The sequence below is a fragment of the Pseudomonas sp. dw_358 genome (assembly GCF_018449655.1).
Classification (GTDB): domain Bacteria; phylum Pseudomonadota; class Gammaproteobacteria; order Pseudomonadales; family Pseudomonadaceae; genus Aquipseudomonas.
In genome coordinates this window covers 198,585-218,985 of the sequence record NZ_JAAVUX010000005.1, presented here as the reverse complement: position 1 = coordinate 218,985, position 20,401 = coordinate 198,585, and the positions used below count along the sequence as shown (strand labels likewise).

Genomic DNA, 20,401 nt, shown 5'->3' with positions numbered 1-20,401 from the left:
AAATGCGCGACCTTTTCGCCAGCGAATCCGTTCTCCCCATGTCCCGACTCAACCCCCGGCAGCAAGAAGCCGTGAACTACGTCGGCGGCCCTCTTTTGGTGCTCGCCGGTGCCGGCTCCGGCAAGACCAGCGTGATCACCCGCAAGATCGCGCACCTGATCCAGAATTGCGGCATCCGCGCTCAATACATCGTAGCCATGACCTTCACCAACAAGGCGGCGCGGGAGATGAAAGAACGCGTCGGCACCCTGTTGCGCGCTGGCGAAGGGCGCGGCCTGACCGTGTCGACCTTCCACAACCTGGGCCTGAACATCATCCGCAAGGAGCACACGCGCCTGGGCTACAAGCCCGGTTTCTCGATCTTCGACGAGACCGACGTGAAAGCGCTGATGGCCGACATCATGCAAAAGGAGTACTCCGGCGACGACGGCGTGGACGAGATCAAGAACATGATCGGCGCCTGGAAGAACGACCTGGTGCTCCCCCCGGAGGCGCTGGAGAATGCGCGCAACCCCAAGGAACAGACGGCGGCCATTGTTTACACCCACTACCAGCGGACGCTCAAGGCGTATAACGCGGTGGACTTTGACGATTTGATTCTGCAACCGGTGAAGTTGTTCCAGGAACATCCCGACATTCTGGAGAAATGGCAGAATCGTGTGCGTTACCTGCTGGTGGACGAGTATCAGGACACCAACGCCAGCCAGTATCTGCTGGTCAAGCTGCTGATCGGAACCCGCAACCAGTTCACCGTGGTGGGCGACGACGACCAGTCGATCTATGCCTGGCGTGGTGCGCGGCCGGAAAACCTGATGCTGCTCAAGGACGACTACCCGTCCCTCAAAGTGGTGATGCTGGAGCAGAACTACCGCTCCACCAGCCGCATCCTGCGCTGCGCCAATGTGCTCATCTCCCACAATCCCCACGCCTTCGAAAAGCAGCTGTGGAGCGAGATGGGCCACGGCGACGAGATCCGCGTGATCCGCTGCAAGAACGAGGACGCCGAGGCAGAGCGCGTGGCCATCGAGATCCTCACCCTGCACCTGCGTACCGACCGACCGTACAGCGATTTCGCCATCCTCTACCGGGGCAACTACCAGGCCAAGCTGATCGAACTGAAATTGCAGCACCACCAGGTGCCTTATCGCCTGTCCGGCGGCAACAGCTTTTTCGGGCGCCAGGAAGTGAAGGACCTGATGGCGTACTTCCGCCTGCTGGTGAACCCCGACGACGACAACGCCTTCTTGCGGGTGATCAACGTACCGCGCCGGGAAATCGGCTCGACCACGTTGGAAAAACTCGGCAACTACGCGACCGAACGCAAGGTCTCGATGTATGCCGCCACTGACGAAATCGGGCTGGGCGAGCATCTGGACAGCCGCTTCACCGAACGTCTGCAGCGCTTCAAGCGCTGGATGGACAAGGTGCGAGAGAAGGTCGCCGGCGACGACCCGATCATGTCGCTGCGCGAGATGGTCACCGACATTGACTATGACAATTGGATTCGCACCAACAGCTCCAGCGACAAGGCCGCCGATTACCGCATCGGCAACGTCAACTTCCTGATCGATGCGCTGAAGAACACCCTCGAAAAAGATGAAGAGGGCAACATGACCATCGAGGAGGCCATCGGTAAACTGGTGCTCCGGGACATGCTTGAGCGCCAGCAGGAAGAGGAAGACGGCGCCGAGGGCGTGCAGATGATGACCTTGCATGCGTCCAAGGGACTGGAGTTTCCCTACGTGTTCATCATGGGCATGGAGGAAGAGATTCTCCCCCACCGCTCCAGCATCGAGGCCGATACCATCGAAGAGGAACGCCGGCTGGCCTACGTGGGCATTACCCGCGCGCGGCAGACGCTGGCGTTCACTTTCGCGGCCAAGCGCAAGCAGTACGGCGAGATCATCGACTGTTCACCCAGCCGCTTTCTCGACGAACTGCCGCCGGACGACCTGGCCTGGGAGGGCAATGACGACACACCGGTCGAGGTCAAGGCCGTGCGTGGCAATACCGCACTGGCGGACATTCGGGCCATGCTCAAGCGCTGACTGACATTCAACATCAATAAAATGCTCTGCCTGCAGGCAGACCGAGGAACCGTTGTGGAAGCACTGCACAAGAAAATTCGCGAAGAAGGCATCGTGCTTTCCGATCAGGTACTGAAGGTCGATGCCTTTCTCAACCACCAGATCGACCCGGTGCTGATGCAGCAGATCGGCGACGAATTCGCCCGGCTATTTGCCGACTCCGGCGTGTCCAAGATCGTCACCATCGAAGCCTCCGGCATCGCCCCGGCGGTGATGGCCGGGCTCCGGCTGGGCGTCCCGGTGATCTTCGCGCGCAAGCATCAATCGCTGACGCTGACGGAAAACCTGTTGTCCGCCAGCGTGTATTCCTTCACCAAGCAGACCGAAACCACGGTATCGGTTTCGCCACGGCATCTGAACAGCAGCGACCGGGTGTTGATCATTGATGATTTTCTGGCCAACGGCAAAGCATCCCAGGCGCTGATCTCCATCATCAAGCAGGCCGGGGCGACAGTGGCCGGGATCGGCATCGTCATCGAAAAATCCTTCCAGGGCGGCCGGGCCGAGCTGGATGCCCAGGGTTATCACGTCGAGTCGCTGGCGCGGGTCAAGTCGCTGGTGGGTGGGCAGGTGACCTTCGTCGACTAAGCCGCGATACAGACCGCGCGGTCTCAAGCCGGGCGAGTGGCCTGCAACGCCGCCAGCAGCAAGCGCTGATACAACTCTTCCCTTAACCCATTGGGCTGCCCCAGTTCCATGCGCTGCAGATGCGCCGGGAAATGATCGGCCGGCGGCGCATCCAGGGCAGCCTTGCCGAGGTCGACCAGCTCGGTGAGCTTGAATTTGCTCTTGAGCCAGTTCAGTGCCCGCAGCAAGTCCCGCTCTTCGCTGCTGAAATCGCAGCCCAGCGGGTACTCAGGAAACAGCTTGGGATGACGCTGGGCAATGGCCTGGAGCACCTGCGGGGTGTTGTCGGCGTAGCGCGGGTCGAGCTGGAAATTCCTGGGCAACTTGCCTGCCTGTTGCGCCTCGGCGATCAGACTGTGCTGGAAGCGTGAGTCACTGATATTGATCATGGCCTCGATCACCTCGGCGTCGGTCTTGCCGCGCAGGTCGGCGATTCCGTATTCGGTCACCACGATATCCCGCAGGTGCCGGGGGATGGTGCAATGGCCATAGTCCCAGAGGATATTGGACGTCACTGCGCCCGCCGCCTCGCGCCAGCTGCGCAGGATCAGCAGCGAGCGGGCGCCCTGCAATTCATGACCTTGCACGACAAAATTGTATTGACCGCCGACACCACTGACCACACGGCCGTCTTCCAGTTGATCGGACGCCGCCGCGCCCAGCAGTGTGACGCTGAATACCGTGTTGACGAAACGTGCGTCGCGCCGTTGCAGGCGCTTGAGCGACTCCTGACCGTACAGTTCGTTGATGAAGCTGATGGCGCTCATGCTGTAGGGTTGGCGCGAGGCCAGTGGCAGCTCGTTGAGGCGGTCGTAGAAGCTTTGCGGGCCGACAAAGAAGCCTCCGTGAATGCATACGCCATCGACCCGCGCCGCCTCGTCCAGCAGGCCCGCATTGGCTTGGACCTGAAGGGCCAGGTCGGCGTAGACCCTGCGCCGGATCACCCCCGCTTCGGCCAGCACTAACAAGCCGTTGACGAGCATTTCGCTGCAGCCATACAAACCGGTGGCGAACGCCTGGGTCCCGCCTTCCTTGTCAATCAGTTCGCGCCAGGGCAACAGGTCCATTTCGTCCAGCAGCGCCTGATAGCCCTGGTTATCGGCCTGGCGGGCCAGCAGCGCAGCACTGAGGGCATCGCCCATGGAGCCAATGCCGATCTGCAGCGTGCCGCCATCGCGGATCAGGGTGCTGGCGTGCAAGCCGATGAAGTGATCCTGGACGCTGACCGGCATGTTCGGCGTGGAGAACAGCCGGGTCTGCTCGGGCTCGTCGATCAGCAGGTCGAACTGCTCGCACTCCAGCTCGGCGTCGCCGGGCATGTACGGCATTTGTCCGTGAACCTGGCCAAGCATGAGGATGGACTCGCCCAAGGCACGGCGCGCGGCCAGCAACGGTAGCAGGTCCAGGGTGATGTCCGGGTTGCAGCTCAGGCTCAACAGGCCAGGCCGCGAGGCATCCTCGGCCACCAGCTGTGCCACCAGGTTCAGACCCTTGGCGTTGATGTCCCGGGCGGCGTGGCTGTAGTTGCTGCTGACATAGTTTTGCTGGGCCGTGTGACTGCTCAGCAAGTTGCCGGGCTGCATGAAGAATTGCTCCACGCGGATATTCGCCGGGAGGCGGTCGGCCCGCAGGTCGGCCAGGTAATCAAGCTCCAGATAGTCGCCGTACACCCGCTCCACAAAGGGTTCGAGAAAGCGCTTCTGCAAACCGTCACCCAAGGCCGGCCGGCCCAGACTCAAAGCGGTGTAGATCGTCAGCTGGCGCTCGGGCAGCTCTTTGATCCTCGCGTACAAGGCATTGGCGAAACGGTTGGGCTTGCCCAGCCCCAGCGGCATGCCCAGATGGATATGGGCAGGCAGGCGCGCCAGCACTTCATCGACGGCACGTTCGATCGAGCAGGTGTGGGGCATCGGGAATCATCCTGAAAACTGTCCAGTGAGCGTAGGACCGTACAAGCGATGACTCCACTCCCTGCCCAAAGGATTATTTCAGCAAGTTTCCCAACCCGCCGATGATGGGCGGTCGCGTCTCAGAAATTGGCCGGGGTGGCGGCGCTGATCAGGCGGGCCGGGACTTCGTAGGGGTTACGGAAGCGGTGGGGCTTGGAGCTTTCGAAGTAATAGCTGTCGCCCACTTCCAGCACGAAGGTTTCCAGGCCGACCACCAGTTCCAGGCGGCCTTCTACCAGAATCCCGGTCTCTTCGCCTTCATGGGTCAGCATTTCTTCGCCGGTGTCGGCACCTGGCGGGTAGATCTCGTTGAGGAAGGCAATGGCGCGGCTCGGGTGCGCCTTGCCCACCAGCTTCATGGTCACGGCACCGTCGGAAATGTCGATCAGCTCGTGGGCCTTGTAGACGATCTGTGTCGGGTTTTCCGGAGCGAGCTCTTCGGAAAAGAACTCCACCATCGACATCGGAATACCGCCCAAGACCTTGCGCAGCGAGCTGATCGAGGGACTGACACTGTTTTTCTCGATCATGGAAATCGTGCTGTTGGTGACACCCGCACGCTTGGCGAGCTCGCGCTGAGACAAACCCTTCAGTTTGCGGATGGCTTGCAGTCGTTCACCGACGTCCACTGATGGAGTCCTCTTGGCATTCATATGAATTCGTATCGAACGTTTATCATGGCAACAGCGTTCAATATTTACAACACTTCGAATTCGGCAGGATGCCGCAGGGTGGCTCCCCGCTGTGCATCAGGTGTAGCTCAAGGGCACACGGCGCAGGTTGCAGAAGATCTGGTAGGGAATGGTGCCTGCCGCCTGGGCAACGTCACTGGCCGGAACGCGCTTGCCCCACAGCTCTACCGGGCTGCCGACGCCCGCCTCGGGCACGTCGGTCAGGTCGACGGACAGCATGTCCATGGACACCCGGCCGACAATCCGGCTGAGTTTGCCGGCGACCCATACGGGTGTGCCGGTCGGGGCCAGGCGCGGGTAGCCATCGGCATAACCCATGGCGACCACGCCGACCCGCGATGGCTGCCCGGTGACGAAGCGGGCGCCGTAGCCCACCGGCTCACCGGTGGCCAGTTCCTGAACGCAGATCACCTTGGACTCCAGGGTCATGACCGGCTGCAATTTCGCCGCCTGGGCCTGGGGCACTTCGAAGGGGGTGGCGCCATAGAGCATGATGCCGGGCCGTACCCATTCACCCGGCACGTCAGGCCAACCGAGCACTGCAGGGGAGTTGCGCAGACTGACCTCACCGGCCAGGCCTTGGCGCGCGGCTTCGAACACGGCAACCTGATCGGTTGTGCTGGCGCAGTCCAGCTCATCGGCGCGGGCAAAGTGGCTCATCAAGACAATTTTGCCAACCTTGCCGCTGGCGAGCAGCCGCTCGTGGGCCGAGCGGTAGTCCCGCGGTTGCAGGCCCACGCGGTGCATGCCCGAATCCAGCTTGAGCCAGAGATTCAGCGGCTGGCCCAGTGGCGTGCGCTCGATGGCCTCGACTTGCCACAAGGAATGCACCGCGCACCAGAAATCATGCTCGGCAATCAGCGCCAACTCGCTGGCCTCGAAAAAACCCTCAAGCAGCAAGATCGGCGCCACGATGCCTGCCGCCCGCAGTTGCAGGGCTTCTTCGATGCACGCCACGGCAAAACCGTCGGCTTCGGCTTCCAGTGCCTGGGCGCAACGCACGGCGCCGTGGCCATAGGCGTCAGCCTTGAGCACGGCGAGGGCGCGCGCCCCAGTCAGCTCACGGGCCAGACGGTAGTTGTGACGCAGGGCTTGCAGGTCGATCAGGGCGCGGGCAGGACGCATGACGGCATGTTCCAATCGTGTGTTTCAGGGTCGGATGAGGCAACGCAGGCAGATCAATGGGCCGGCGCGGGGTGGACCTGTCGGGTGCTTTCCCCGGCATCGCCGTAACGGGAAATGTCCAGGCCGGCCGCGCTGATCTGCGGCTTTTTACGCGCCATCAGGTCGGCAAGCAAGCGGCCCGAGCCGCAGGCCATGGTCCAGCCCAGGGTGCCGTGGCCGGTGTTGAGAAACAGATTGCCGAAGCGCGTGGCGCCAACGATGGGTGTGCCGTCCGGGGTGGTCGGGCGCAGCCCGGTCCAGAAGCTGGCCTGGCTGAGGTCGCCACCTTGGGGATAGAGATCACCGACGATCATTTCCAGGGTTTCACGACGACGGGGGTTGAGGCTCAGGTCGAAACCGGCAATTTCCGCCATGCCGCCGACGCGGATACGGTTGTCGAAACGGGTGATCGCCACCTTGTAGCTTTCGTCGAGGATGGTCGAGGTCGGAGCCATGGCCGGGTTGGTGATGGGTACCGTCAGGGAGTAGCCCTTGAGTGGGTAAACCGGCGCCTTGATACCCAGTGGCTTGAGCATCTGCGGCGAATAACTGCCCAGCGCCAGCACGTAACGGTCGGCGGTTTCGAGCTGGCCGTCGATCCACACACCGTTGATGTGATCACCGGCGAAATCCAGGCGTTCGATGGCTTGGCCAAAGCGGAATTCAACACCCAGCTCGACCGCCATTTCGGCCAGGCGCGAGGTGAACATCTGGCAATCGCCGGTCTGGTCGTTGGGCAGCCGCAAGGCGCCGGCCAGGATGTCGGTGACCGATGCCAACGCCGGCTCGACCCGGGCGATGCCGGCGCGGTCGAGCAGCTCGAACGGAACGCCCGACTGCTGCAGCACAGCGATGTCCTTGGCGGCGTTGTCGAGCTGGGCCTGGGTGCGGAACAGCTGAGTCGTGCCCAGGGTGCGGCCTTCGTAGGCAATGCCGGTTTCGGCCCGCAGTTCATCGAGGCAGTCGCGGCTGTACTCGGACAGACGCACCATACGCTCCTTGTTCACTGCATAGCGGCTGGCGGTGCAGTTGCGCAGCATCTGCGCCATCCAAACGTACTGGTCGATATCACCGGTGGCCTTGATTGCCAGGGGCGCATGACGCTCCAGCAGCCATTTGACCGCCTTGAGCGGCACGCCCGGCGCCGCCCAAGGCGATGCATAACCCGGCGAGACCTGGCCGGCATTGGCAAAACTGGTTTCCATGGCCACCGCCGGCTGGCGATCGACCACCACCACTTCACAGCCCTGACGCGCCAGATAGTAGGCGGTGGCGGTCCCGATCACTCCGCTGCCCAGCACCAGTACTCGCATGATTCATCCTCGACGCGGATATCCGCTGACTTGAAGTGTTTAAACACTGAATGTGCGCAGTTTAAAAAAGTCGAGGCAGTGCAATTCACTATATACACAGCTATATTTGGCGATAACTCCCGGCAAAATCGCTTTTTACGGAGGGGTATTAACTGTGCGGACCCAGCATCAAAGCAAGCGTGAGCTCGACAAGATCGATCGCAACATCCTGCGCATCCTCCAGGCCGATGGGCGTATCTCGTTCACCGAGCTGGGCGAGAAGGTCGGCCTGTCGACAACCCCGTGCACTGAACGGGTCCGGCGCCTGGAGCGTGAAGGCATCATCATGGGCTACAACGCTCGCCTGAATCCGCAGCATCTGAAGGGTAGCCTGCTGGTATTTGTCGAGATCAGCCTGGATTACAAATCCGGTGACACTTTCGAGGAATTCCGCCGAGCGGTGCTGAAACTACCCCACGTGCTGGAGTGTCATCTGGTTTCAGGTGATTTCGATTACCTGGTCAAGGCACGCATTTCAGAAATGGCGTCTTACCGCAAATTGCTCGGCGACATTCTGCTCAAACTGCCCCACGTGCGTGAATCCAAGAGCTACATCGTGATGGAAGAGGTCAAGGAAAGCCTTAACCTGCCGATACCTGACTGAATAAAGACCCTAAACCAATACCTGACGAGTGCTGGCTATCAGCTTATGAATCTGTGTTTCGACCTGTGGATCGATCATCTGTGCCGGCCCGCGCCCGTTGGGGCAAGGCAGACGCGGCGTGGTACCGAACAGACGGCAGATCAGCGGGCGTTCGTCATAGACCGTGCAGCCTTGAGGCCCCAGGTGCACGCAGTCGAGTCTGGCCAGCGCCGCTTCCTGCTCGGCCGGCGTCTTGCGCGGCAGGCGGGCCATCTCCTCACTGGAGGTGGTTACCGGGCCACAGCAGTCGTGGCAGCCGGGAACGCACTCGAAAGACGGAATCTGTTCGCGCAGAAAGTAAATTTTGTGTGGGTTGCAACTCATCGGGGTTACCTGCATAACAAGGGTGCATTCTGGCGCCGGCAACCCTTCGAAGGAAGCCTGACCGATGCTCCGTAAATTTTTACCAGATATCACAGGTCAGGCAGACACCATGAATGCTCGGGCACAGGCAGTACCGGAGAGCACTGGCGCGGCGTCTTACTATGCCGCCAGTTGCGTCGTTCACACCCCGCACCTGCCATTGCTGGATGAAACCACAGCGGACGTCTGTGTCGTGGGCGGCGGTTTCTCGGGGCTGAACACCGCCATCGAACTGGCCGAACGCGGCATGAGCGTGGTCCTGCTTGAAGCGCACAGCATCGGCTGGGGCGCCAGCGGGCGCAACGGTGGCCAATTGATTCGAGGCGTCGGCCACGACGTCGACCAGTTCGCCCGCCATATCGGCAAGGAAGGCGTGCGCGAGCTCAAGCTGATGGGCTTCGAAGCGGTGGACATCGTCCGCCAGCGCATCGAGCGCCACGGTATCGACTGCGATCTGCGCTGGGGTTATTGCGACCTGGCCAATAAACCGGCCGATTTCGAAGGCTTCAAGCGCGAAGCCGAGGGCCTGCGCAAGCTGGGCTACAAGCACGAATTGCGGCTGGTGCAGCCGGTGCTGATGCGCAGTGTGGTGGGCTCGGATCGCTATGCCGGCGGCCTGATCGACATGGGCTCGGGCCATCTGCACCCGCTGAACCTGGCCTTGGGCGAAGCCAAGGTGGCCGCCTCGCTGGGCGTGCGCCTGCACGAACAATCGGCGGTGACCCGCATCGAGTACGGCCCGCAGGTGCGTGTACATACGGCCCAGGGCAGCGTGAAAGCCAATTTTCTGGTACTGGGCTGCAACGCGTACCTCAACAACCTCAACCCTGACCTGGGCGGTAAAGTACTGCCGGCCGGTAGCTATGTGATCGCCACCGAGCCGCTGAGCAAAGCGATGGTCAATGAACTCTTGCCGCAGAACATGGCTGTCTGTGATCAGCGCGTGGCCTTGGATTATTTTCGCCTGTCAGCCGACCGCCGCCTGCTGTTTGGAGGGGCGTGCCATTACTCCGGTCGCGATCCTGCCGACATCGGCGCCTATATGCGGCCAAAGATGCTCAAGGTTTTCCCTCAGTTGGAGAATGTGCGGATTGATTACCAGTGGGGCGGCATGATCGGCATTGGCGCCAACCGCCTGCCGCAGATCGGCCGGCTGGCCGCACACCCGAACGTGTTTTACGCCCAGGCTTATTCCGGCCACGGTCTGAATGCTACACACCTGGCCGGCAAGCTGCTGGGGGAAGCCATCAGCGGGCAAGCGAGCCGGGGCTTCGAACTGTTTTCAAAGGTGCCCCATAGGACCTTTCCGGGCGGGGAAAACCTGCGCTCGCCGTTGTTGGCGCTGGGGATGTTGTGGCATCGGTTCAAGGAATTGGTTTAGGTCTCGAATCATCACCGCCAGAAGGGCTTCATCCCCTCCGCCCGCGCATCCACCCGTGTGATCCCGATGTCCTTCAACTGATCGGCGTCCAGCGTCAGCAGCTGACGCCGGGTGGTATAGCGCATCCACAGCAACTGCCAACGACTCAAGCCAGACGCCGAGCGGACCTTGCTCACCACCGGCGCGATGGCGGCTGCGTCGAGTTCGGAACTGCGCAGCGCCACACGTACATCACTCAAGCCGTTCATTTTCATTTCCTCACTGGATTGTGCCTGAGGAAATGATGTGCTTTAGTCACATCCCGATACAGATTCACACCTCCGATATTTATTCCATACAGAGTCTGTCCTCAATGGCCTGAATGGCGATTTTTGACCGTATCTGTATTGCTTTCAGTCCAGCGCGGGAGCGTACGCCATGACCCTGTATGTCAATCTCGCTGAATTGCTCGGCTCGCGCATCGAGCAGGGGCTGTACCGCCCCGGCGATCGCCTGCCGTCGGTGCGCGCACTGAGTGTGGAGCACGGCGTCAGCCTGAGCACCGTGCAGCAGGCGTATCGCGTGCTGGAAGACAACGGCCTGGCAGCGCCTCGGCCCAAATCCGGCTACTACGTGTCCGAAGCGCGGCAACTGCCGGCGCTACCTGCCATCAGCCGCGCCGCCCAGCGGCCGGTGGAGATTTCTCAGTGGGACCTGGTGGTCGAGCTGATCCGCAGTGTGCCGCGCAAGGACGTGGTACAGCTGGGACGCGGCATGCCGGACATCCAAGCCCCAACCTTGAAACCGCTGCTGCGCAGCATGGCGCGCTTGAGCCGGCATGAAGACATGCCCGGCCTGTATTACGACACGGTGCAGGGCACCCTGGCCCTGCGCGAGCAGATCGCGCGGCTGCTGTTGGACTCCGGCTGCCATTTGGCACCCAGCGATCTGGTGGTGACCACCGGCTGCCACGAAGCCTTGTCCAGCAGCATCCGTGCGGTGTGCGAGCCGGGCGATATCGTTGCCGTGGACTCGCCCAGTTTCTTCGGCGCCATGCAGACCCTCAAGGGCCTGGGCATGAAGGCGCTGGAGATCCCGACCGACCCGATCACCGGTATCAGCCTGGAAGCGCTGGAACTGGCCCTGGAGCAGTGGCCGATCAAAGCGATTCAGCTGACGCCCAGCTGCAACAACCCGCTGGGCTATGTGATGCCCGAGTCACGCAAGCGTGACCTGCTGACCCTGGCCCAACGTTTCGATGTGGCCATTATCGAGGACGATGTCTACGGCGACCTGGCCTTCAGCTACCCGCGCCCGCGCACCCTGAAATCCTTCGATGAGGACGGCCGCGTGCTCTTGTGCAGCTCGTTCTCCAAGACCCTGGCGCCCGGCCTGCGCATCGGCTGGGTGGCGCCGGGGCGCTATCTGGACCGAGTGCTGCACATGAAATACATCAGCACTGGCTGTACGGCGACCCAGCCGCAGCTGGGCATCGCCGACTTCATCCGCGACGGACATTACGAGCCTCACGTGCGACGCATGCGCGCGCAGTACCAGCGCAGCCGCGATCAGATGACCGACTGGGTCATGCGCTACTTCCCTCCCGGCACCCGCGCCAGTCGGCCCCAGGGCGGTTTCATGCTGTGGATCGAGCTGCCGGCAGGCTTTGATACCCTGCGCCTCAATCGCGCCTTGCTGGATCAGCAGGTACAGGTGGCGGTGGGCAGCATCTTCTCGGCGTCGGGCAAGTACCGCAATTGCCTGCGGATGAATTTCGCCAGCAAACCTGACGCCGTCATCGAACAGGCGGTACAACGTGTGGGCGCGGCGGCCCGGAGCCAGCTCGCCGACATGCAAATGAGCACTGAAGAAGAAGGATGAGGTTCTTGGTTACCCCTTGGCTGCGGCCACTGCTGTTGTATCTGTTTGCCGCGCTGGCCGGCTGTGCCAGCGTCAATGGCCCCCGCCAGGGCAGTGTTGCCACGGCGCCGGACAACTCCAGCTTCGGCCGTTCGATCATGGCGCAGGCCGCAGCCCATCCCGGCCAGTCAGGCTTTCGCTTGCTGCCCAACAGTCCCGAAGCCTTCCGAGCCCGCGCCGAGCTGATCCGCAACGCGCAGAAGAGCCTCGACCTGCAGTACTACATTGTCCATGACGGTTTCAGCACGCGGGCCCTGGTCGATGAACTGCTCAAGGCCGCTGATCGTGGCGTACGGGTGCGCCTGTTGCTGGACGACCTCACCAGTGATGGCCTGGAAAACATCATCAAGACCCTGGGCGCCCACCCCAATATCCAGATCCGCCTGTTCAACCCCTTGCACCTGGGTCGCAGCACCGGCGTGACCCGCGACCTCGGTCGGCTGTTCAACCTGGCGCAGCAGCACCGGCGCATGCACAACAAGCTGTGGGTGGCGGACGACAGCGTGGCTATTGTCGGCGGGCGCAACCTGGGCGATGAATACTTCAACGCCGAGCCCAACCTGAACTTTACCGATATCGATCTGATGAGTTTCGGCCCTGTGGCCACGCAGCTGGGGTACAGCTTCGACCAATACTGGAACAGCCCCGTGAGCCGGCCGATCAGCGAGTTTCTGATCCTGCAGCGTACCGCCAGGGACCTGGCCAGGACCCGACGCAAGCTGGAGCGTTCATTGGCACAATCGCGCACAGAACACCCGGAACTGTACGACCGCTTGATGAGCTACCAGACCGAGCCGCACATGAACCAGTGGCGCAACGAGCTGATCTGGGCCTGGGGGCAGGCACTGTGGGATGCACCGAGCAAGATCCTGTCCAATGGCGAACCAGACCCGCACTTGTTGCTGACCACCCAGCTGGCGCCGCAATTGCTCAATGTGCATCAGGAGTTGATGCTGATTTCGGCCTACTTCGTGCCGCGCAACGAGGGCTTGCTGTACCTGACCGGGCTGGCCGATGAAGGCGTCTCGGTAAGCCTGCTGACCAACTCGCTGGAAGCCACCGATGTGCCTGTGGTGCATGGGGGTTATGCGCCCTATCGTCGGGCCTTGCTGGAGCATGGCGTAAAACTTTATGAATTGCGCAGCCAGCCGGGTGACGACCCCCACGCAGCCCATCATTTTCGCGGCGGCTCGGAATCCAGCCTGCACAGCAAGGCGATGATTTTCGACCGACAACGCAGCTTCATCGGCTCGTTCAACTTCGACCCGCGCTCGGTGTTGTGGAACACCGAAGTCGGCGTGCTCGTGGACAGCCCGGAGCTGGCCGGACACTTGCGCGAGCTCGCGCGGCAAGGGATGTCGCCGACACTGAGTTACCAGGCCGAACTCAAGCATGGCCAGTTGGTTTGGGTAACCGAGGACAACGGCCAGTTGCACACCTTGACCCGTGAACCGGGGGATTGGTGGCGCCGATTGAATGCCTGGTTGAGCAAGACCATCGGGCTGGAAAAGATGTTGTAGCTTCGTGGCTTTGACAACCCGGCTCAGAGAGGACTGTGCTGGACCTCCAACGGATCACGCCGCCGTGCCAGCACCACCAGCCCCAGCGCCCCCGCCGCCATGAACAGCGGCAGCGCATGCCCGCTGACCCACTGGCTGCCCGCCCCGGCCGCCAACGGCCCGATCAGGCAGCCCACGCCCCACAGTTGCGCCACATGGGCGTTGGCCCGCACCAGCGCATCATCGCGGTAGCGTTCGCCGATCATCACCAATGACAGGGTAAACAGCCCCCCGGCACTGGCGCCGAACAACACCCACAGTGGCCAGATCAGCGGCGTCGAAATCAGCAGCGGTACCCCCAGGCTGGAGATCAGCAACATCCCCGCACAGGCGCCGAACAGCGTGCGCCGCGACATGCGATCGGCCAGCGCACCAATGGGCAGCTGCAACACCGCGTCGCCCACCACCACGACGCTGACCATGTACAAGGCCACCGACGTGCTGTAGCCCTGGCTCACGCAATACACTGGCAACAGGGTGAGGATCAGCGCCTCGAAGGCGGCGAACAGCGCAATGGCCCAGGCGATCACCGGCAGTCCACGGCAGAACCCGGCCAGGTCGGCCAGGGACACATGAGCGGCCTGGGTCCGGGGTGCGCCCTGGCGGCCCAGCATCAGCAAGGGCGACAGCAACAGCAGCCCCGCACCAGTCCAGAAGCCGTAATCGTTGGCGGTGCCCAGAGCCCCCAGCAGCAAGGGTCCGGCCAACTGGCTCAGGGCGTAGCTGCTGCCGTACAACGCCACCAGACGTCCGCGCCAACGCTCCACCACCAGCTGATTGATCCAGCTTTCGCCGAGGATGAAGACGATGGTCAGCACGCTGCCAATCAGCAGGCGCAGCACCAGCCACACCGGGTAGCTGGGCAACAAGGCCAGCAACCCCACCGACAATGCCCCTGCCCATAGACACAGGCGCATCAACGCCGCAGTACCTCGCCACGCCGCGAGACGGCTGGACAGCCCGGCACCGAACAGCACGCCAATGGCTGGCATAGCGGCCATGACCCCGATTGCAAAGGCGCCGTAGCCCCAGCCCTCAAGCCGCAGCGACACCAGCGGCATGCTCACGCCCAGCGCCAGGCCGACGCTCAACACGGCGCTCAGCACAGCGAAATAAGTCCCCCAACGCATTGACTACGCTCCTTGCGCATTCACCATCCGACCGCGCTGAAACAACACAGCCGGGCTCTCTGGCAAGAAAGCCCGGCTGCGCAGGAAGTGTGACGACTATTACAGCTTGATCCAGGTCGACTTCAGTTCGGTGTATTTGTCGAAGGCGTGCAATGACTTGTCGCGGCCATTCCCCGACTGCTTGAAGCCGCCGAAAGGTGCAGTCATGTCGCCGCCGTCGTACTGGTTGACCCAGACGCTGCCAGCCCGCAAGGCGCGGGCGGTCAGGTGCGCCTTGGAGATGTTCGAGGTCCAGACCGCCGCTGCCAGACCGTAAGGCGTGTCGTTGGCGATGCGCACAGCCTCTTCGGGGGTGTCAAAGGTGATCACCGACAGTACAGGGCCGAAGATCTCTTCCTGGGCGATGCGCATAGCGTTGTCCACGCCGTCGAAAATCGTCGGTTCCACGTAGGTGCCGCCGGTTTCCTGGAGGATGCGCTTGCCGCCTGCCACCAGCTTGGCGCCACCGTCATGGCCGGCCTGGATGTAGGACAGTACGGTGTTCATCTGCTGGGTATCGACGAGGGCGCCCACCGTGGTGTCCGGGTCCAGCGGGTTGCCGGGCTTCCAGGCCTTGAGGGCCTCGACCACCAGCGGCAGGAAGCGGTCCTTGATCGAGCGCTCCACCAGCAGGCGCGAGCCGGCGGTGCAGACTTCGCCCTGGTTGAAGGCAATGGCGCTGGCCGCCGACTCGGCCGCCGCTTGCAGGTCGGGCGCGTCGGCGAAGACGATATTCGGGCTTTTGCCACCGGCCTCCAGCCACACGCGCTTCATGTTTGACTCGCCCGCGTAGATCATCAGTTGCTTGGCGATCTTGCTGGAGCCGGTGAACACCACGGTGTCCACATCCATGTGCAGGGCCAGCGCTTTACCGACGGTGTGGCCGTAGCCCGGCAGGACATTGAGCACGCCTTTGGGAATGCCGGCCTCGATGGCCAGTTGAGCGACACGAATGGCGGTCAGCGGCGATTTCTCGGAGGGTTTGAGGACCACGCTGTTGCCGGTGGACAACGCCGGGCCAAGCTTCCAACAGGCCATCATCAGCGGGAAGTTCCACGGCACGATAGCCGCGACCACGCCCACCGGCTCGCGAGTCACCAGGCCCAACTGGTCATGGGGCGTGGCGGCGACCTCGTCATAGATCTTGTCGATGGCCTCACCGCTCCAGCTCAGCGCTCGGGCCGCGCCGGGCACGTCGACCTGTAGCGAATCGCTGATGGGCTTGCCCATGTCGAGGGTTTCCAGCAAGGCCAGTTCCTCGGCATGCTCATTGAGCAGGGCGGCGAAACGAATCATTACAGCCTTGCGCTTGGCCGGCGCCAGGCGCGACCAGGCACCTCCGTCAAACGCGGCACGGGCACTGATTACCGCACGCTGGGCATCTTCGGCCTCGCAGCTGGCGACATTGGCCAGGTGGCGGCCGTCAACCGGGCTGATACATTCGAACGTGGCACCGGATGCCGCGTGGGTATACTCACCGTCGATAAAGGCGCGGCCTTCAACCTTCAGTTGCTGGGCACGCTGGTCCCAATCGGCACGAGTCAGGTTACTCATCGCGAATCCTCCGTTCGTTCATTTGGTTGGGCGCTGCCTGAGGGGCAGCGCGGCGCGAAGCGTGAAGCCAATACAGGCCGATTACCCTAAACCAGCCGCGTGTCGATTATCAATATATTTGACAGAAATTGGCATAAAGCCGTTATCTGTATGTTTTATTAAACAGCCAATGGGAGTCTGGAGTATGAGTATCGAACAGATTGTGGATTTCGCCCTGAACCAGGTCGATGCCCAGCGCTATAGCCCCGCACCGGAGAAAATTATCAAGGGTTCGCCTGACCAGACGGCCTACAACCATTACGAGAGCCCGTGCGGACAAATGAATGCCGGGGTCTGGGAGGCCGAGATCGGGCAATGGACCGTCACCTTCACCGAGCATGAATACTGCGAAATCGTCCAGGGCGTGTCAGTGCTGCGCGATGAGGACGGGGGCGCCAAGACCTTGCGTGCGGGCGACCGTTTCGTCATTCCGGCAGGCTTTCGCGGCACTTGGGAGGTGCTGGAGCCAACCCGCAAGATTTACGTGACGTTCGAGCAGAAATCATAACTATTTACGCCCCGATGCGAGCGGACGAGCCCAATGATGGCAGGGTCCATTACGGACATATGACGCTCAAGGAGAGCCCGCTATGAATACCCAGGAAATCAACGAAAAATTGGCACCGTTGTACGGAGTCATCTACGCCAAAAGCCTGGCGGCTTACATCCGCGAGAGGACCGGTGCCAAGGTTGTAGTCGGACCAGGGGAGCCAAAGACGAAAGATTATGATCCCGAACGGATCACCGTTGAAACCAATGAGAACGACAGGGTCAACGGCTTCAAAATGGGTTAAAAAAACCGCAAAAAAAAACCCGTCTCGAAAGAGACGGGTTTTTTTCGGCCAACAAAATCAATTACTTGATTTTGCCTTCCTTGTAGATCACGTGCTTGCGAACAACCGGATCATATTTCTTGATCTCGATTTTGTCCGGGGTAGTACGCTTGTTCTTGTCGGTAGTGTAGAAGTGACCAGTACCGGCGCTCGAGATCAAACGAATCAATTCACGCATGACTTAGCTCCTTAAACCTTGCCGCCATCGCGACGGATTTCGGCCAGCACGACATCAATGCCGCGCTTGTCGATGATACGCATGCCCTTGGCGGAAACGCGCAGGCGTACGAAACGCTTCTCGGACTCGACCCAGAAGCGGTGATGCTGCAGGTTCGGCAGGAAACGACGACGGGTTTTGTTGTTTGCGTGGGAAATGTTATTCCCGGTTACCGGACCCTTACCGGTAACTTGACAGACTCTCGACATGCCTCAGCCCTCTAAAACCACATGCCCAACCCGGCATGGGTTGGCCGCTTATCTCTCAGTCATTTGGCGCAAGGCGCCGCGTTTCTTCAGGGTCTTACCGGCTTCACCCGTAGGCGAAGAGACCGGGCCCTAGAAAAGAGCGCTGCTTTATACCAGAAAGACCGTCACACAACAACAGCCAGAGTATTTTCAACCCCCAGCGATTAGCCGAGCAGTGTACCAGCCCCAGACAGGCCGGGCAGCAGGCCGCTGCGCCACTCGTCGTGCGAATTGTGAAAAAGGGGATAGTCATTTGCCTCAATGCGCTCTAGGGTTAGGAATTGTTACCAGACTGCGCCGGCAGATGGGCCTCGAACAGCCAAGGAACCTCCCTATGCGTCTTGCTACTTTGCCGTTTTTGCTCGCCCCGCTTTTCCTCAGTGCGCTGGCCAGCGCCGCGCCGTTGACGGTCTGCACCGAGGCTAGCCCGGAAGGCTTCGACGTGGTGCAGTACAACTCCCTGACCACCACCAACGCGTCGGCCGATGTGCTGATGAATCGTTTGGTGGAATTCAATGTGGCCCAGGGCAAAGTCGTCCCCAGCCTGGCCGACAAGTGGACCGTCTCGGCCGACGGGCTGACCTACGAGTTCAAGCTCCACCCGGATGTCAAGTTCCACACCACCGAATATTTCCACCCCAGCCGCACTCTGGATGCCAGCGACGTAGTGTTCACCTTCGAACGCATGCTCGACCCAACCAACCCATGGCACAAGGTCGCCCAGAGCGGCTTCCCCCATGCGCAGTCCATGCGGCTGCCGAGCCTGATCAAGAAGATCGATACCCCCGATCCGCTGACGGTGCGGTTCACCCTCGACCATGCCGACTCGACATTCCTGGCCACGCTGACGATGGGCTTTGCCTCGATCTATTCGGCCGAATACGCCGACCAACTGCTCAAGGCCGGCACACCCGAGAAAATGAACGCCGAGCCCATCGGCACCGGCCCCTTCGTGTTCGTGCGCTTTCAGAAAGATGCCGTGGTGCGCTACAAGGCCAACCCGGATTATTTCGCCGGCAAGCCCACTGTCGACCCGCTGCTCTTTGCGATCACCACCGACCCCACGGTGCGCCTGCAAAAACTGCGCACCAACGAGTGCCAGATCGCCTTGTCACCCAAGCCTCTGGACATCGCCGCGGCAGCGGATGACGCCAACATCAAGGCGATCAAGACGCCCGCGTTCATGACGGCGTTCGTGGCCATCAACACCCAACACCCGCCGCTGGACAAACCCGAAGTACGCCAGGCCATCAATCTGGCGTTCGACAAGGCCAGTTACCTCAAATCCGTCTTCGAGGGTACCGCCGAGCCTGCCAAGGGTGTGTATCCACCGAATACCTGGAGTTTTGCCAAGGATCTGCCGGGGTACGCCTACGACCCGGATAAAGCCAGGGCGCTGTTGGCCAAGGTCGGGCTGAAGGACGGCTTCAGCACCACGATCTGGACCCGCCCCTCGGGCAGCCTGCTTAACCCCAACCCGAGCCTGGGGGCACAGATGCTCCAGGCCGACCTGGCCAAGGTGGGGATCAAGGCCGAGATTCGCGTGATCGAGTGGGGCGAGCTGATCCGCCGGGCCAAGGCGGGAGAGCATGACCTGCTGTTCATGGGCTGGGCCGGCGACAACGGCGACCCCGACAACTTCCTCACGCCGCAGTTTTCCTGCGCGGCGGTGAAGTCCGGCACCAACTTCGCTCGCTACTGCGACCCGGCACTGGACAAGCTGATTACCGATGGCAAGGCCGGCACCACCCAGGCTGCGCGCAGCAAGCTGTACCACCAGGCCCAGACGCTGATCGAGCAGCAGGCCTTGTGGCTGCCATTGGCGCATCCGACGGCGGCGGTGCTGGCGCGCAAGAATGTGCAGGGGTATGAGGTCAGCCCGTTCGGGCGGCAGGATTTTTCTCATGTGACCGTCGGGAAGTGACGCAGAGCCTCATACCCACCCATACTCTTTCATCGACACCGGCTCCCCGTCGCCCACGATAATGTGGTCCAGCACCCGCACATCGATCACCGCCAGCGCCTCGGTCAGCCTGTGTGTCAGCTGCCGATCGGCCTGGCTGGGCTCGGCCACGCCGGAAGGATGGTTATGGCACAGGATCAGCGCCGCCGCGTTATTGGCCAGGGCACGCTTGACCACCTGGCGCGTGTACACGACGGCACTGTCGATGGAGCCGCTGAACAACGCCTCGTAGCACAACACCCGGTGCTTGCTGTCAAGGAACAGGCAACTAAACACCTCATGCGGTTCGTGCCGCAGCATCGACTTGAGGTAGCTGCGGACCTGGCCGGGGCTTTCCAGCGCACTGCCGCGGCGCATGCCTTCGGCAAGGTGACGGCGACTCATTTCGAGTACCGCCTGAAGTTGTGCATATTTGGCCGGACCGAGCCCGGGCTGCTGACTAAAGGCCTTGATATCGGCCTCCAGCAAACCGCGTAACGAGCCAAAACTGCTCAGCAGTTGGCGCGCCAGATCCACCGCACTGTGGCCACTGACTCCGGTTCGCAGAAAGATCGCCAGCAATTCGGCATCGGAAAGCGCCCCGGCGCCCAACTGCAAAAGCCTCTCGCGGGGACGTTCGGCCACAGGCCAGTCTCGAATACTCATAGCACCTCCATGTGAGT

The 20,401-nt window shown here is 61.7% G+C and carries 20 protein-coding genes; 9 read left to right on the top strand and 11 right to left on the bottom strand.

Annotated elements, in window-relative coordinates:
* Positions 1-38: 38 nt before the first annotated feature.
* Positions 39-2,048, top strand: a complete 2,010-nt coding sequence (gene rep / locus HB675_RS10290) for a DNA helicase Rep (protein ID WP_213878318.1) — start codon at positions 39-41, stop codon at positions 2,046-2,048.
* Between the two features lie 54 nt (positions 2,049-2,102).
* Positions 2,103-2,675, top strand: a complete 573-nt coding sequence (locus HB675_RS10285; RefSeq protein ID WP_213878194.1) for a xanthine phosphoribosyltransferase — start codon at positions 2,103-2,105, stop codon at positions 2,673-2,675.
* A gap of 23 nt (positions 2,676-2,698) precedes the next feature.
* On the opposite strand, the gene HB675_RS10280 is transcribed toward HB675_RS10285, so the two are convergent.
* The 4 genes from HB675_RS10280 to dadA form a co-directional block, all read right to left on the bottom strand.
* Positions 2,699-4,624, bottom strand: coding sequence for an acetyl-CoA hydrolase/transferase C-terminal domain-containing protein (locus HB675_RS10280; RefSeq protein WP_213878193.1), 1,926 nt, complete (start codon positions 4,622-4,624; stop codon positions 2,699-2,701).
* A 119-nt stretch (positions 4,625-4,743) separates the two neighbouring features.
* Positions 4,744-5,292, bottom strand: coding sequence for a cupin domain-containing protein (locus HB675_RS10275; protein ID WP_213878192.1), 549 nt, complete (start codon positions 5,290-5,292; stop codon positions 4,744-4,746).
* A gap of 120 nt (positions 5,293-5,412) precedes the next feature.
* Positions 5,413-6,480: an alanine racemase gene (gene alr, locus HB675_RS10270; RefSeq protein WP_213878191.1), complete on the bottom strand. Its 1,068-nt coding sequence runs from the start codon at positions 6,478-6,480 to the stop codon at positions 5,413-5,415.
* Positions 6,481-6,533: 53 nt separating this feature from the next.
* The gene (gene dadA, locus HB675_RS10265; RefSeq protein WP_213878190.1) at positions 6,534-7,832 is read right to left on the bottom strand and encodes a D-amino acid dehydrogenase; all 1,299 of its coding nucleotides are present in this window, start codon (positions 7,830-7,832) and stop codon (positions 6,534-6,536) included.
* A 154-nt stretch (positions 7,833-7,986) separates the two neighbouring features.
* On the opposite strand from dadA, the gene dadR reads away from it, so the two are divergent.
* Entirely contained in the window at positions 7,987-8,475 is a 489-nt protein-coding gene (gene dadR / locus HB675_RS10260; protein WP_008366790.1) for a transcriptional regulator DadR, read from the top strand.
* Positions 8,476-8,484: 9 nt separating this feature from the next.
* Here dadR and HB675_RS10255 read toward each other — a convergent pair whose 3' ends face one another.
* A complete protein-coding gene (locus tag HB675_RS10255) occupies positions 8,485-8,838 on the bottom strand; it encodes a YkgJ family cysteine cluster protein (RefSeq protein ID WP_213878189.1) in 354 nt (117 codons plus the stop codon).
* A gap of 109 nt (positions 8,839-8,947) precedes the next feature.
* Between HB675_RS10255 and HB675_RS10250 the strand changes: the two genes are divergently transcribed.
* Entirely contained in the window at positions 8,948-10,258 is a 1,311-nt protein-coding gene (locus HB675_RS10250; RefSeq protein ID WP_213878188.1) for an FAD-binding oxidoreductase, read from the top strand.
* Positions 10,259-10,269: 11 nt separating this feature from the next.
* Here HB675_RS10250 and HB675_RS10245 read toward each other — a convergent pair whose 3' ends face one another.
* Complete coding sequence (locus tag HB675_RS10245) at positions 10,270-10,506, bottom strand: DUF1127 domain-containing protein (RefSeq protein WP_213878187.1); 237 nt, start codon at positions 10,504-10,506, stop codon at positions 10,270-10,272.
* Between the two features lie 169 nt (positions 10,507-10,675).
* Between HB675_RS10245 and HB675_RS10240 the strand changes: the two genes are divergently transcribed.
* The gene (locus HB675_RS10240; protein WP_213878186.1) at positions 10,676-12,118 is read left to right on the top strand and encodes a PLP-dependent aminotransferase family protein; all 1,443 of its coding nucleotides are present in this window, start codon (positions 10,676-10,678) and stop codon (positions 12,116-12,118) included.
* Positions 12,119-12,123: 5 nt separating this feature from the next.
* Complete coding sequence (locus HB675_RS10235; RefSeq protein ID WP_256737510.1) at positions 12,124-13,677, top strand: phospholipase D family protein; 1,554 nt, start codon at positions 12,124-12,126, stop codon at positions 13,675-13,677.
* A 23-nt stretch (positions 13,678-13,700) separates the two neighbouring features.
* Here HB675_RS10235 and HB675_RS10230 read toward each other — a convergent pair whose 3' ends face one another.
* Entirely contained in the window at positions 13,701-14,846 is a 1,146-nt protein-coding gene (locus HB675_RS10230; RefSeq protein WP_213878184.1) for an MFS transporter, read from the bottom strand.
* Between the two features lie 99 nt (positions 14,847-14,945).
* Positions 14,946-16,439, bottom strand: a complete 1,494-nt coding sequence (locus tag HB675_RS10225; protein ID WP_213878183.1) for an aldehyde dehydrogenase — start codon at positions 16,437-16,439, stop codon at positions 14,946-14,948.
* A gap of 184 nt (positions 16,440-16,623) precedes the next feature.
* Here HB675_RS10225 and HB675_RS10220 point away from each other — a divergent pair, with 184 nt between their 5' ends.
* Together HB675_RS10220 and HB675_RS10215 are read left to right on the top strand one after the other, a co-directional pair.
* Positions 16,624-16,986: a cupin domain-containing protein gene (locus tag HB675_RS10220; protein WP_213878182.1), complete on the top strand. Its 363-nt coding sequence runs from the start codon at positions 16,624-16,626 to the stop codon at positions 16,984-16,986.
* Between the two features lie 82 nt (positions 16,987-17,068).
* Entirely contained in the window at positions 17,069-17,272 is a 204-nt protein-coding gene (locus HB675_RS10215) for an I78 family peptidase inhibitor (RefSeq protein WP_213878181.1), read from the top strand.
* Positions 17,273-17,333: 61 nt separating this feature from the next.
* Here the strand turns inward: HB675_RS10215 and rpmG are convergent, their stop codons facing one another.
* A complete protein-coding gene (gene rpmG, locus HB675_RS10210; protein ID WP_003177274.1) occupies positions 17,334-17,489 on the bottom strand; it encodes a 50S ribosomal protein L33 in 156 nt (51 codons plus the stop codon).
* 11 nt (positions 17,490-17,500) lie between these two features.
* A complete protein-coding gene (gene rpmB, locus HB675_RS10205; RefSeq protein WP_011064219.1) occupies positions 17,501-17,737 on the bottom strand; it encodes a 50S ribosomal protein L28 in 237 nt (78 codons plus the stop codon).
* A 373-nt stretch (positions 17,738-18,110) separates the two neighbouring features.
* Here rpmB and HB675_RS10200 point away from each other — a divergent pair, with 373 nt between their 5' ends.
* The gene (locus HB675_RS10200) at positions 18,111-19,700 is read left to right on the top strand and encodes an ABC transporter substrate-binding protein (RefSeq protein ID WP_213878180.1); all 1,590 of its coding nucleotides are present in this window, start codon (positions 18,111-18,113) and stop codon (positions 19,698-19,700) included.
* A gap of 9 nt (positions 19,701-19,709) precedes the next feature.
* Here the strand turns inward: HB675_RS10200 and radC are convergent, their stop codons facing one another.
* Positions 19,710-20,384, bottom strand: coding sequence for a DNA repair protein RadC (gene radC, locus HB675_RS10195; RefSeq protein WP_213878179.1), 675 nt, complete (start codon positions 20,382-20,384; stop codon positions 19,710-19,712).
* Between the last annotated feature and the right edge of the window lie 17 nt (positions 20,385-20,401).